This window comes from Agrobacterium sp. 22-210-1, from assembly GCF_053522525.1.
This window is the reverse complement of the sequence record NZ_JBNWCI010000003.1, coordinates 802,206-815,233: the sequence shown is the minus strand read 5'-3', so window position 1 is coordinate 815,233 and position 13,028 is coordinate 802,206. Positions and strand designations below refer to the sequence as shown.

Annotated in this window: 12 protein-coding genes; 3 read left to right on the top strand and 9 right to left on the bottom strand. The window is 59.7% G+C overall.

All coding sequences use genetic code 11. The features are described 5' to 3' along the window. From ACQZ5F_RS22010 to ACQZ5F_RS21995, 4 genes are all read right to left on the bottom strand, one after another. On the bottom strand, window positions 1-996 hold the full coding sequence (locus ACQZ5F_RS22010) for an ABC transporter permease (RefSeq protein ID WP_046801277.1): 996 nt from the start codon (window positions 994-996) through the stop codon (window positions 1-3). Next, window positions 993-2,009, bottom strand: coding sequence for an ABC transporter permease (locus ACQZ5F_RS22005; RefSeq protein WP_225338195.1), 1,017 nt, complete (start codon window positions 2,007-2,009; stop codon window positions 993-995). Before ACQZ5F_RS22005 ends, ACQZ5F_RS22010 begins: the two co-directional genes overlap by 4 nt. Further along, window positions 2,002-3,492: a sugar ABC transporter ATP-binding protein gene (locus tag ACQZ5F_RS22000; protein WP_137087935.1), complete on the bottom strand. Its 1,491-nt coding sequence runs from the start codon at window positions 3,490-3,492 to the stop codon at window positions 2,002-2,004. The genes ACQZ5F_RS22005 and ACQZ5F_RS22000 overlap by 8 nt, the downstream gene beginning before the upstream one ends. Window positions 3,493-3,609: 117 nt before the next feature. Further along, window positions 3,610-4,587, bottom strand: a complete 978-nt coding sequence (locus ACQZ5F_RS21995; protein ID WP_046801275.1) for a substrate-binding domain-containing protein — start codon at window positions 4,585-4,587, stop codon at window positions 3,610-3,612. A gap of 237 nt (window positions 4,588-4,824) precedes the next feature. Here ACQZ5F_RS21995 and ACQZ5F_RS21990 point away from each other — a divergent pair, with 237 nt between their 5' ends. Continuing rightward, on the top strand, window positions 4,825-5,904 hold the full coding sequence (locus ACQZ5F_RS21990) for a LacI family DNA-binding transcriptional regulator (protein WP_046801274.1): 1,080 nt from the start codon (window positions 4,825-4,827) through the stop codon (window positions 5,902-5,904). A gap of 117 nt (window positions 5,905-6,021) precedes the next feature. Next, a complete protein-coding gene (locus tag ACQZ5F_RS21985) occupies window positions 6,022-6,351 on the top strand; it encodes a tetratricopeptide repeat protein (RefSeq protein ID WP_137087934.1) in 330 nt (109 codons plus the stop codon). Here ACQZ5F_RS21985 and ACQZ5F_RS21980 read toward each other — a convergent pair. From ACQZ5F_RS21980 to ACQZ5F_RS21960, 5 genes are all read right to left on the bottom strand, one after another. After that, window positions 6,332-7,918 carry an ABC-F family ATP-binding cassette domain-containing protein gene (locus tag ACQZ5F_RS21980; protein ID WP_225338194.1) on the bottom strand — a complete coding sequence of 529 codons (1,587 nt, stop codon included), beginning with the start codon at window positions 7,916-7,918 and terminating at the stop codon, window positions 6,332-6,334. The two genes, ACQZ5F_RS21985 and ACQZ5F_RS21980, sit on opposite strands and share 20 nt — an antisense overlap. Window positions 7,919-8,097: 179 nt before the next feature. Beyond that, on the bottom strand, window positions 8,098-9,888 hold the full coding sequence (locus tag ACQZ5F_RS21975; protein WP_080843275.1) for an ABC transporter ATP-binding protein: 1,791 nt from the start codon (window positions 9,886-9,888) through the stop codon (window positions 8,098-8,100). A gap of 461 nt (window positions 9,889-10,349) precedes the next feature. Then, window positions 10,350-11,339: a Bug family tripartite tricarboxylate transporter substrate binding protein gene (locus tag ACQZ5F_RS21970; RefSeq protein WP_046801272.1), complete on the bottom strand. Its 990-nt coding sequence runs from the start codon at window positions 11,337-11,339 to the stop codon at window positions 10,350-10,352. A gap of 103 nt (window positions 11,340-11,442) precedes the next feature. After that, window positions 11,443-12,138 (bottom strand): superoxide dismutase, encoded by a 696-nt coding sequence (locus ACQZ5F_RS21965; protein WP_225338193.1) that lies wholly within the window; start codon window positions 12,136-12,138, stop codon window positions 11,443-11,445. Between the two features lie 162 nt (window positions 12,139-12,300). Then, window positions 12,301-12,639 (bottom strand): GCG_CRPN prefix-to-repeats domain-containing protein, encoded by a 339-nt coding sequence (locus ACQZ5F_RS21960; RefSeq protein ID WP_046801270.1) that lies wholly within the window; start codon window positions 12,637-12,639, stop codon window positions 12,301-12,303. 187 nt (window positions 12,640-12,826) lie between these two features. Between ACQZ5F_RS21960 and ACQZ5F_RS21955 the strand changes: the two genes are divergently transcribed. Beyond that, a complete protein-coding gene (locus ACQZ5F_RS21955) occupies window positions 12,827-13,027 on the top strand; it encodes a hypothetical protein (RefSeq protein WP_046801318.1) in 201 nt (66 codons plus the stop codon). The last annotated feature ends 1 nt before the right edge of the window (window position 13,028 follow it).

Genomic DNA, 13,028 nt, shown 5'->3' with positions numbered 1-13,028 from the left:
TCATACCTTCTTTCTGAGAGATGCGAAGTAACCTGAAAACAGGCCGCGCGCCGCCATGACGACAATCATCAGCACACCCCACAGCGCCGTTGCCAGATGCTGGTTGGCGCCGAGAAGGTTGAGCCCGGACGACAGGAGCTGCAGCACGATCAGCGCGACGAAGACGGGCAGCACACGGCCGAAGCCGCCGAATGGATTGATGCCGCCGAGGAACGCCGCCAGTACCGTGATCAGCAGGTAGGATTCACCGTGTCCCACACGCACCGAGTTGAAGCGGGCAAGCATGATGATGCCGGCGACGGCACACATGAGCCCCGAGAGCGTGTAGACGAGCACCTGGATCTTGCGGGTGTTGAGACCGGAATAACGCGCCGCCTCGATATTGGAGCCGATCATCAGCAGACCAAAACCGAGCTTGGTGCGGGTCAGGAGCACATGCCACAGCCCGACACAGGCTATGAAGATCAGCAGCGGGATGGGCAGCCCGAAAAGCGTGCCGTGACCAAGCGGCGCCATATAGGCCGGAAAACCGGAAACATCGCCTCCACGCGTCAGAAACTCCCCGAGCCCGCGCAGGAAAATCATCATCGACAGGGTGACGAGGATCGGGTGCGCGCGGGTATAGGCAATTGCCGCGCCGGTCATGGCGCCGGCAGCGCCGCCGGTGGCAAGGGCGGCAAGGCAGGCGAGCAGGAAGGCGCTCGGCGGTGCGTCCACGCCGCCATGGGCCTGCAGCACCCAGGCTGCCGCCAGCCCCGACAGATTGGCGGCGAAAGTGACCGAAAGATTGATCCCGCCGGTCAGCAGCGGCAGCAGCATCGCCAGCGTCAAAAGACCGAGCTCCGGCAACTGGAAGGCGACCGAACCGAATGTGGCGAGCGACAGGAAATTATCCGCCAGCGTCCCGAAGATGAGCATGACCGCGACAAAGGCAATCACCGGCCCGGCCATGTCAGCGCCGAAAATCGCGTTGAATTTCCGAACGAAGCTGCTCATCGCTGCGCACTCCCCTTGTTTGCGGAGGTTCGCAGGGCTGACGGCAGCAGCTTGTCGAACCGGGTGGAGGACAGCGTGATTGCCATGAGAATGATCGCGCCGACGATCATCTTGAATGCAAAGGGAGAGACACCCATCAGGTTGAGGCCGTTCTGGGTGATGGACACCATCAACACGCCAAGCACGCAGCCGATGACCGAACCCTTGCCGCCACCAAGCCGCGCACCACCAAGCACAGTTGCGGCGAGAACATCCAGCTCGCGGCCATAAAGCGCGTTCGGCACGACCTCCTGCGCATAATGGGCCTGCATGAGACCGGCAATGCCCGCCATCAGGCCGAGCCAGCCGAAGGAAATATAATGCATGGCGCCGATATTGATGCCGAAGCGGCGTGCGCCTTCCGGATTGTCACCGAAAGCATAAAGTTTGCGGCCGACCGTGGTGCGAGAAATCATGAACCAGGTGGCGAGGCAGCAGAGGATCATGACCACGACCGGCAGCGTCAGCTCGACCCAGGAACCATCCGGCATCTCGCGCTCATAAAACACCACGCGGGTCGAAAGCCATTCCGGCAGGTCGTAGATCGACACGCCCTTGGTGAAGAACATCAACAGCCCGAAGAAGATGTTGAACGTGGAAATGGTCGCGACGATGGAAATGATATTGAGCCGCCAGACGAGGAAGGCGTTGACGAAACCGAGACCAAGGCCAACCGCGCCGGCGATGATGAAACCTTCGGCCCAGTTGCCGCCGCCGAGCGCACTGAGCGCCAGCACCGTCACGTATTGCACGACGGAAGCGGCAACGGCGAAGGAGATGTCGATACCGCCTGAAATCAACACGACAAGCAGGCCGACCGCAAAGATGATGTTGACCGCCGAGACATTCAGCACATCGAAGGCATTGGAGATGGTGAGGAAACGGTCGGTTGCGAAGGACAGGCCCGTGCAGAGCAGCACCATGACCACAAGCAGCGTGAATTCGGTCGTATGTCCGAGGATGAGCCTACGCATAGATGGCGGACTCCAGTTCGGTAAGCGACACATGTCGCGGATCATGGGTGGCGTGGAACCGGCCTTCGACCATGTGGATGATCCTGTCGGTGTTGAAATAGACTTCCGGCGGTTCATCGGAGATGACGATGATCGAAAGACCTTCGGCGGCGAGCTTTCGGACAATTTCGAAAATGCCGGCGCGGGCACCGACATCGACACCCACGGTCGGCGCATCCAGAATGAGGATTTTCGGCCCGATCGCCAGCCACTTGGCAATGGCCACGCGCTGCTGGTTTCCGCCCGAAAGCGTACGGATCGGGTCTTCCGGCAGGCCGATCTTGACGCCGAGAGCTGAAATCCAGCGGGAAACCACATCCGCCTTTTTCGATGGCGAAATAAGGCCGCCCGTCAGCAAACGGTCGAGCGAGGCCATGACGAGATTATCGGCGATCGACTGGGGCTGATTGAGACCAAGTGCCAGCCGGTCTTCGGAAAGATAGGCGACGCCGGCCCGGATCGCATCCCGGTTGGAAAGAAAATTCACTTTCTTCCCGTCGATCAGGATTTCACCCGATTGCGGCCGATGCATTCCGAAAAGGGTCAAGGCCAGTTCGGTGCGTCCGGCTCCCAGCAGGCCGGTAATCCCCAGCGTTTCGCCCCGCCGCAGATCGAAAGACACATCTTCAAACTCGCCGGCGCGCGTGAGCCCGCGCACCGAGAGGACGACCGGCTTGTCATCGTGATCAGCGGCAATGACGGCGCTGTCGAAATTACGGCCGGTCATCAGTTCGGTCACGCGTGACTGGGTCATGCCTTCAACCGGGAAGACCCCGACAAGCGATCCGTCACGCAGCACGGTGATACGGTCCGAAATCTCAAGCACTTCCGCCAGCCGGTGCGAGACGAACACAACCGCAACGCCGGAGGCGGAGAGGTTGCGGACGATATCGATCAGATAGTCCGTTTCCGATTGCGTCAGCGACGCGGTCGGCTCATCCATGAAAACGAGGCGGGCTTCCCCGACCAGTGCGCGGGCAATCGCCACGATCTGACGCTGGGCAATAGGCAACTCCTTCAGCGGACGGTGGAGGTCGATCTCAACGCCGAGCCGGGCCAAAGCCTTCTCGGCCGCTTTTGCGATTGCACCTTTGTCGACCAGCCCATACCTGCCGTTTACCGCGTACTGAAAGCCGATATTCTCCGCCACCGACATTTCATCAAACAGCGCCAGATCCTGCCAGATCACCTGAATGCCAAGCGATTGCGCAAGAGTCGGGGTCATCGCGGCTATCGGCTTGCCGTCGAAATACAGTTCCGCATCGTTTTCGGGCGTATAAACGCCTGTGATGACCTTGATCAGCGTGCTTTTGCCACAGCCATTTTCGCCGGCAAGGCAATGCACCTCACCGGGATTGACCTCGAAAGAAACGCCCTTCAGGGCGCGCACGCCGCCGAAAGTGACTTTGACATTTTTGAGGGACAGGAGCGGTTCTGCGCTCATGATAGCGTATCTCTCCTTTCGCCGCGAAAGCATCGCAGACGTGGCGCTCGGCATGTTTTCCTGAATGGGCGTCGCGCGGGTATTTTTCCCGCGCGACGCCTGCGGCTCTGGGGAGGATCAGAGGCCCATGGAAACGAGCTTGTCGATGCTTTCCTTGTCGATCTTCAAAAGCTGGTCGACGACGATGGTGTTACCCTCGGGGTTGATGGTGCCAAGACCTTCGATATTGTCGCCGGCCTTGGGTGTCTCGCCCTTGGCGATGCGGTCGGCGAGCGTGATGAACACCTCACCGGCCTGTTTCGGGTTCCACATGAAGCCGCCAGTCAGGGCACCGGATTTGATCAGCTTGGCACCCTGCCCCGGCGAAAACGGGCCGATGACGAAGACCTTGCCATCCTTGCGCCGCTCCTCGACAGCACGTCCGGCACCGATCGGGCCCTGCGAACCGAAGGCAAGGAAACCGCTCAGGTCGGCATTGGCGGACATCAGATCGAGCGCAGTCGACCGGCTCTTGTCGAGATCTTCGGCGACGCCGTAGCGGTCGCCGACGAGCTTCATGTCCGGATAATTGGCCTTGATATAGGCGATGGCGGCATCGGCCCAGGCATTGTGAAGCGGCACGGTGAGCGAACCGACGAAGACGGCATAAGAACCCTTGCCGCCCATCTTCTCCGCCAGGAGTTTGCCATGCGCTTCACCAAAGCCCTTGGCGGAAGCCAGTTCAAAATCCCAGTCAGCGCCGAGCTGTTTGGGCGATTCATGGGTGATGACCTTGATGCCGGCGGCCTGGGCTTTTTTCAACACCGGCTCAAGCACCTTCGCGTCATTCGGCACGACACCGATGAAATCGACCTTCTGGGCGATCAGGTCTTCGATCGCACGAACCTGCAGGGCCGGGTCGGCGCTGGTCGGACCAACCATGAAACCGTCGACGCCGAGCTTCTTGCTCTGCTCCTTGATGCCGGCTTCCATGGCGTTGAACCACGGAATACCGCCGATCTTGACGACGACGCCAACCTTGGGCCCTTCGGCGAAGGCCGCGGATGAGAGCAGCGCAAGCGACAGGCCGAGCGCCGCAGCAATAATTTTCTTCATGATGTTCCTCCTCAAAAAATCGGCAAACGAAATCCGCCGCAGCCAGTTTTTCCCTGCTGCGCTTCAAATCTCTCATCTCGCTTATTCGAGACTCTCCCTTGCCACTCCCATAGCAACCATCCTGCACAATCGATATTGCCAAACTGCACAATCGATGGTGCAATAACCATATCATGAAGCTCCCTTCCGTCAAGGGGATGCGTGCTCTAATAATCGGAATCAGCTGGGGAGATCGAAGTGACAGGCATAAGTTCCAAGAAAGCCACCATTTATGACTTGTCGCTCTTGTCTGGCGCGTCCGCCTCGACAGTGAGCGCGGTGTTGAATGGATCGTGGCGCAAGCGGCGGATTTCGGAGGAAACCGCAGACAAGATACTCTCGCTCGCCAAGGCACAGCGCTACACCACCAATCTGCAGGCCCGTGGCCTCAGGAGCTCAAAATCCGGTCTCGTCGGACTTCTGGTGCCGGTTTATGACAATCGGTTCTTTTCATCGATGGCCCAGACCTTCGAGGGGCAGGCACGCAAACGCGGCCTGTCGCCGATGGTGGTTTCCGGGCGACGCGATCCCGAGGAGGAACGCCGCACCGTCGAGACGCTGATCGCCTATTCGATTGATGCCCTGTTCATTGCCGGCGTCACCGATCCTGATGGCGTTCACCAGGTCTGCGCCCGCGCCGCCCTTCCGCATGTCAATATCGACCTGCCCGGCAAATTTGCCTCGTCTGTCATTTCCAACAACAGGCACGGCGCGGAAATCCTGACATCAGCAATCCTTACCCATGCGGCCAAGGGCGGTTCCCTCGGCCCTGACGACGTCATCCTGTTCGGCGGTCATGACGACCACGCCAGCCGCGAGCGTATTGACGGCTTTCATGCAGCGAAAGCCGATTATTTCGGCGTGCAGAGTGGTGATGATATCGAGATCACCGGCTATTCGCCGCGCATGACGGAACTGGCATTCGAACGCTTCTTCGAGCGCAGGGGCCGCCTTCCCCGCTGTTTCTTCGTCAATTCATCGATCAACTTCGAGGGGTTGCTTCGTTTCATGGGACGTCATGACGGCGAGGCATTCGGCGACATCGTCGTCGGCTGTTTTGACTATGACCCATTCGCGTCTTTTCTTCCCTTTCCAGTTTACATGATCAAACCCGATATTGCGCAAATGCTCGAAAAAGGGTTCGAACTGCTCGAAGAGAACCGCGCAGAGCCGGAGGTCACCATTATCGAACCGCAGCTCATTCCCCCGCGCACCGCCCTTGAAGGGCCGCTTGATGATATCTGGGATCCGGTCGCGGTGCGCCGAATGTCAATGTGAAACGTTCCGCGCTATCAGCGGAGATTTCCTCCGGAGAGGCGCCAATCTCCGCTTGACCTCAACCGCACTTGACGTCGTATCGATTTGCATGAAGCCCACCATTGCAATGGAATGACGATGATTGAAAAGCTCCTGAAAATGCTGGAAGACGGTAAAGATGCCCCACTCCTGCGCTTTTCACTCGCAAAGGCCCTGATGGCCGCGCGGCAATTCGACGATGCGGCGCGACATCTGCGCGAGGCGGTTCACCAGGACCACGATTACTCAGCGGCCTGGGCGGCACTTGGCGAATGCCTTTTGCATCTCGGAGACGATGACGGCGCCGTTGCCGCGTGGGTTGAAGGCAGCGCGGTCGCCATGAAAAAGGGTGACATCCAGGCAAAACGGCAGATGGACGTCCGGCTTCGGCGTGTGCAATCACGACGCCTCACGGTCCGCCAAGGGTAAGCCGCCGATCGATGCCAATCTTGCCAAGAAATGCCTCATCATGGCTGACAACCAGAAGCGCTCCGTCATAGGCTCTCAGGCCGGCCTCCACGGCCGCGATGGAATCGATATCCAGATGGTTTGTCGGTTCATCGAGAATCAGCAATTGCGGCGGCTGCGGGCCACAAAGAACGCAGGCGAGACCCGCGCGCAGCATCTGTCCACCCGAAAGCGTTCCGACGATCTGCAAGGCGGCATCGGCACGAAACATGAAGCGGGCAAGCGCTGCCCTGCAGGCGTTCTCTCCGGCCTGCGGGTTGAGTTGAAGGAAATTGTCGCGGATCGACAGCTTCGGATCCAGCAGGCTGACCTGCTGGTCCAGAAAGACGGACGTCACACCGAGGTGGACCGTTCCTGACAACGGCGTCAGTTCCTTCCTGATCACGGAAAGCAGCGTCGTTTTTCCCGATCCGTTCGGGCCTGTCACGGCCACGCGCTGCGGGCCGTTGATTTCGAAGGACAGATCGGCGAACACGGGCTGTTTTCCCGAATATCCCGCGGTCAGGTTTTGCAGGCTCAGCACGGTTCTGGTCTTGTGCAACCCGCTGGGTGGCAGGGTGACAGTAAGGTCCTGAAGGACTTCGATCCGCTGTCGCGCCGTCTGCAAATCGTCGGTCGCTTCGGCTTTCAGACGACTGGCGAGATTGGCATTGTCGCCGCTGGTGTTTTCGGCACGCCTTTTCATGCCACCGGCGGCAATGCGCGGCATATCCCCCTTTGCCGCTTTTGCGGCGCCCTTTGCGTCGCGCCGGGCCTTGCGTTCCAGTGCCTCCTGCGACCGTCGCCTAACCTCGGACAGGCGCTTTTCGGCGCTGGCGAGGTCCTGTTCGGCGGCCGCCAGTTCCAGTGCCTTTTGCGCACGGTAATGGCTCCAGTTGCCGCCATAACGGGTTGCGACCAGCGTCGTCATTTCGACGATCGCATCAAACGTATCGAGAAGTTCCCGATCATGGCTGACGACAATCGCTCCGCCACGCCAACCGGCCAGAAAATCGGCAACGAACAGACGACCGTCACGGTCGAGATTGTTGGTCGGCTCATCGAGGATCAAGAAGTCCGGGGCGGCATGGATGTGGGCTGCAAGTGCCGCCCGTGTGCGCTGCCCGCCGGACAATGCCGAAAGCAGCGTTGACGGCGAAGCGTCCAACCCGACATCAGCCAGCGCATCGGCGATTTTTTCCTCCAGCATCCAGTCAACGTCACCAAGCTCCTCCAGCGTCGCCTGCCCCGCCTCGGCGCGGGAAAGAACCTTGAGCGCCTCCCGCGCGTTGAAAAGATCCGCGACGGTCTCCCCGGGCATCACCTGCACGATTTGCCTGAGAACGCCTATCCGGCCGGAGACGGACACCGTGCCGGCGGACGGCGACAATTCGCCGGCAATCAGCTTCAGAAGCGTCGTCTTGCCAACGCCGTTGCGCCCGACAAGGCCGGCTCGTTCGAGGCCGAAGCGAAGATTGATGTGGGAAAAGAGCGGATGACCGTCAGGCGTGGACCATGAGAGGTCTGAAAGGGTGATGGAACAAGGCATGGATATGGTTTCTCCGGATGACAAGGCGTTGCGGCTTTGTGATCGGGTTGAAATCCATGGTTCACCGTCCTGTTGGTATTGCGGAGAGAGCGCTACTAATGGAAAAAAGCGGCGCGTTCGTGGCGCAGGTTTGAAGTTGCCATGAAACGCCGGAGGGTGAACTCCGGCGTTTCATTGTTTCAGGCCACCAGGCCCTTGGTCAGTTCCAGCGCCTGCCGCTCGAACAACCGGCGATAGATGCCGTCATTGAGGCGGATAAGCGCCTGATGGTCGCCTTCTTCGACAATCTTGCCCTTGTCGAACACCAGCAGCCGGTCCAGCGCCCTGACCGTGGAGAGCCGGTGCGCGATGACCAGCGTCGTGCGGCCATCCATCAGCCGTTCCATGGCCTGCTGGATCTGCACTTCGCTTTCGCTGTCGAGGCTCGAAGTGGCCTCGTCAAGGATCAGCACCGGTGCATCCGCAAGGAAGGCACGGGCAATGGCGACGCGCTGGCGTTCCCCGCCCGAGAGCTTAACGCCGCGTTCGCCGACCATGGTCTCATACCCTTTTGGAAGGGACATGATGAACTCATGGGCGCTGGCCTGTTTTGCCGCCTGCTCGATTTCCCGTCTTGAGGCACCCGGCCGGCCATAGGCGATGTTTTCCGCCAGCGTGCGGTGGAACAGGATGGGTTCCTGCTGCACGATGGCGATCTGGCCGCGCAGGCTCGATTGCGTGACACCGGCGATATTCTGCCCGTCGATGCGGATTGCGCCCGACTTGATGTCGTAAAGGCGCTGGATGAGCTTGACGAAGGTTGTCTTGCCCGAGCCGGAATGACCAACCAGCCCCACACGCTCGCCCGGCTTGATGGTGACCGAGAAGTCATCATAAAGCGGGGTGGGATGCGCGCCATATTGGAACGTGACGTGATCGAAGACGATCTCGCCCCTGCCGATATCAAGCCGCGCGGCATCCGGCCTGTCTTCGACGCCAAGCGGCATCTTGTCCAGTAGCACCAGCTCTTCCATGTCGTTGACGGCGCGTTGCAGGTTACGGATATCCTGCCCCACATCACGCAGGTAACCCTGCAACACGAAGAACATGGCAAGCACGAAGGTGATATCACCCGGCGTCGCCAGCCCCTGTCGCCACATGATGAGACCGGTGCCGAGAATGCCGGCCTGCATGGACACCATCATGAAGCTCTGAATGGTGCCATTCAGCGTACCGCGCCGCCATGTCCTGCGCGTGCGGTTATCCCATTTCACCAGCACATGGCCCAGCCGCGTTTCCTCACGCGTTTCAGCGCCAAAGGCCTTGACGACCGAGTTGCAGCTGATGGCATCCGCCAGCGCCCCGCCAAGCCTTGTATCCCAGGCATTGGCAAGCCGTGCCGCAGGCGACACATAACCCATGGAAAGAGCCACGGTGACACCGACATAGATCAGCGAGCCGAGGCCAACGATGAGGCCCATGACCGGCCAGTAGCTGCCCAGCACGATGGTGGCGCCGACCAGCATCACGAGGGACGGCAGAAGCGCGATGAGCAGCAGGTCGTTCAGCGAATCCAGCGCCCACATGCCACGCGTGATCTTGCGCACCGTAGAGCCGGCAAAGCTGTTGGCATGCCAGTCAGTCGAGAAACGCTGCACCTTGTGGAAGCCGTTATTGGTGACGTCAGCCATGGTTTTCAGCGTGAGCCTGATGATGCCGTTAAAGATGAACCAGCGCAGCACCACGCTGGTGAGACCCAGCGACACCACGATGACAAAAGCGTGCAGCGCCTTGTCCGCCCCGTTGCCGCCGGCAATGGCATCAACGATCTGGCCGGAAAAAACCGGCACCATGACTTCGGCCAGCGTGCTGGCAATGACCAGCACGATGATGAAACCCACCAGTGCCGGCCGGTGGCTCCAGTGGTGAAAAACAAAGCCGAGCACATGACGATAGGCATCGGCGCGGAAATCGAGCTTCTTGCGAGACATTTTAACCAGCACGGCGCCAGAAAATCGGCAACCGGTCCTCAAAACGGAAGTTGGATGGCACAGCCCGGACGGGAGACGAAATGATCCCGTCAGATCAATCGGGCTATGAAGGAAAAAACCGCATGTCGGGCGCGCGCAGGGCGGGCCTCGAATGGATATGACCTAGTGTCGGGTCATTCCCTGCGGGAGGTTTTCGGTGAATGCTGGTGTCATGCAACGCCTCCCTTTGTTTGATCTGACGCGGTGATACGTTTTGTAGCTGAGTGATTTGAGCTTGCCAAGCGGGTTTTTGCAACCTTATGGCAAGTGATGCGGAAACGACACATTGGCCGATGTGGCAGGCCCGTTCCTGGCCGGACAATGACAGCTTCGGTTACGGTTCTGCAGCGGCAGCTGCTACTGCGCACCCCAGCACGGAGTGCGCAGCGAGGTATCGAAGATACCGGGATTAGCGCTCCCGATCAGTCCATCTGCACATTTGCATTTTTGACGACCGGTTCCCACTTGGCGATTTCGGCCGCAACGTGGCTTTTCAGCTCATCGGGTGACGAAGCAACGATCTTGGCGCTGAACTCCGCCATGCGCGCGGCCACATTCGGATCGGCAAGCGCTTTCTTGGCGGCGGCATTGAGCTTATCGATCGCGCCGGCCGGCGTGCCGGCAGGCGCAAAGAGCGCATTCCAGGTGTAGGTTTCATAACCCGGCACTGTCTCGGCAATGGTCGGCATATCCGGAAAGGATGAAGCGCGCTCAGTGGTTGTCACACCAAGCGCCCGCAATGTTCCGGACTTGATGTGGCCGGATGACGACGGCAGATTGTCGAACATGATCGAAATCTGGTTGCCGAGAAGATCGTTGAGCGCCGGGCCTGCTCCCTTATAGGGAACATGCTGCATGCTGACACCAGCCATGCTCTTGAACAGTTCGCCTGAAAGATGCAGCGGCGTGCCATTGCCGGAAGAGGCATAGGCATATTTATCCGGCTCGGCCTTGAGAAGCGCAATCAGTTCCGCAACGCTGTTGACGTTGAGCTTCGGATTGACGACCAGCACATTCGGCACCACCACCAGCAAGGAAACCGGGGCGAAATCCTTTTCCGGATCGTAAGGCTTTGTTTTGAGGATGAGCGGGTTGAGCGCATGGGTCGCAACCGTGCCCATCAGGATCGTATAGCCGTCCGGCTCTGCCCGGGCGACACGGTCGGCGCCGAGATTGCCACCGGCGCCGGCGACATTTTCAACAACGATCTGATGGCCAAGCTCATCGCCCATCTTCTGCGCGATGACACGCGCCACCACATCGGTGGAGCCGCCCGCAGCGAAAGGCACGACCAGCGTAATGGTCCGATCGGGAAAACCCTCGGCGCTCGCCGTCATTCCCAGCATGCAAAAAGAAGCTGCCGTAGCGGCAAGCTTCAACACCATGCGCCGTTTCGAAAACCGGTAATTCATGAACCCTCCTGTAACATGGCCTCCCCGCCATGCCGGCATAGTAGCTCAAAAGCACCTCGGGGCAAGCCATTGGTGTTTACGGGAGGGGACGAGTGTACCGGTCTCAGGCTTTGACGCGTTCTTCGACGACCCGCCAGTTCACCAGCTTGTCCAGCACGGCGCGGATATGTTCGGGCTTGCGATTTTCATAATCGACGTAATAGGCGTGTTCCCAGATATCGATGCCCAGATAGGCGGGGCGACCGACGGCGACCGGGTTCTTGCCGTCTTCATATCCGATGAGCGCAAGCTTGTTATCGTCGCCGCGTGTCAGCCATACCCAGCCGGTACCGAAGACCGTGTCGGAAACATCCACCGCCCTTTTGATGAAGCCTTCATAGTCGCCGAAGGTTTCGTTGACCTGCGCCGCTAGATCGCCGGTCGGCTGGTTGGGTCCGCCCGGAACGAACTGATCCCAATAGGCAACGTGGTTCCACGCCTGAGCGGCGTTGTTGAAAATCTTGATATCGTCAGCGTCCTTCGATTTTGCAGATTCGGTGACGATTTCCACCAGTGCCATGTCGGCATAACGTGTGCCGGCTGCCAGCGTGTTCAGCTTGTCGTAATAGGCCTTGTGGTGTTTACCGTAATGTAGGCCAACTGTTTTTTCGGAAATGACGGGCGCAAGATCGGCTTGGGCAAACGGGAGCGGTGGCTGCGCCAGCGGCAATGCGGCATGCGCCACGTACGGACGGGGGAAAATAGTGGCGGCGGCGGTGACCGCACCGGCTGCCAGAATGCTACGCCTTGAAATGTTCATGGTATCCTCCTTTGAATGTCGACATCCCGGGTTAACCCGCGAGCACCGCCGAGGTTTCCTCAATTCCAGTTGAATTGGGGATTGAGCCGTGGGTCGGCAGACAAAGGCGTGATGATACACGACAAGAGAAAGGCCCTCCCGGTTAAGAGAGGGCCTGGCCGATTACCAGCGATAATAATCGCGACGGTCACGCCATTCACGGTGTTCCCGCCAGTCGCGGCGATCTCGCCGTTCCCGCCATTCTCTGCGGGCCTGACGTTCGCGCCATTCGCGGCGGCCTTCCCAGCGGTCGCGCCTGTCCCAGCCGCGCTCATAACGCGGCGGGCCGTTTGGACGGCAATAGCCGCGCGGCGACAGATGAAAGCCACGTCCGCAGGCATAGTCGACGGTCTGAACATTGGATGTCGCGGGTGCAGATGGCTGACCCACGGGCATGGCGTTCGCGCCGGTGCCGAACAGGGCGCTGAGTATCATTCCTGCGCCAAAAATCATCTTACGCATGTCATCTCCCTCCTTATGGGATGTCGGGATTTAGCGCCCCGGCGGGTGAACTGCGGCTGAATGAATCTGGGTGTTTTTGTGGCAGGGCGCCGCACTTCATGGCGAGGACGTGGCCGCGCGCCTCCAGACGACCGGTTGCAGCAGCGCGGTTTTGATCGTAGGTCTCAAGGTCACGGGGAGATGGCGATTGGACATCAATCAGGACGAAAAGCACGAAACGAAACCGGCGGGCAGACGCCCGCTCTGGCCATGGCTGCTGCTGGGGCTTTTCACGCTTCTGGCCATTCACCTCTATATGGAGGTGAATGCCATGATGGATGATCTCGCCCGCACCTGGAGCGACCTCGTGCAGCTGTTCTGGTGGATCATGCCCGATCCGCAGGACTGAA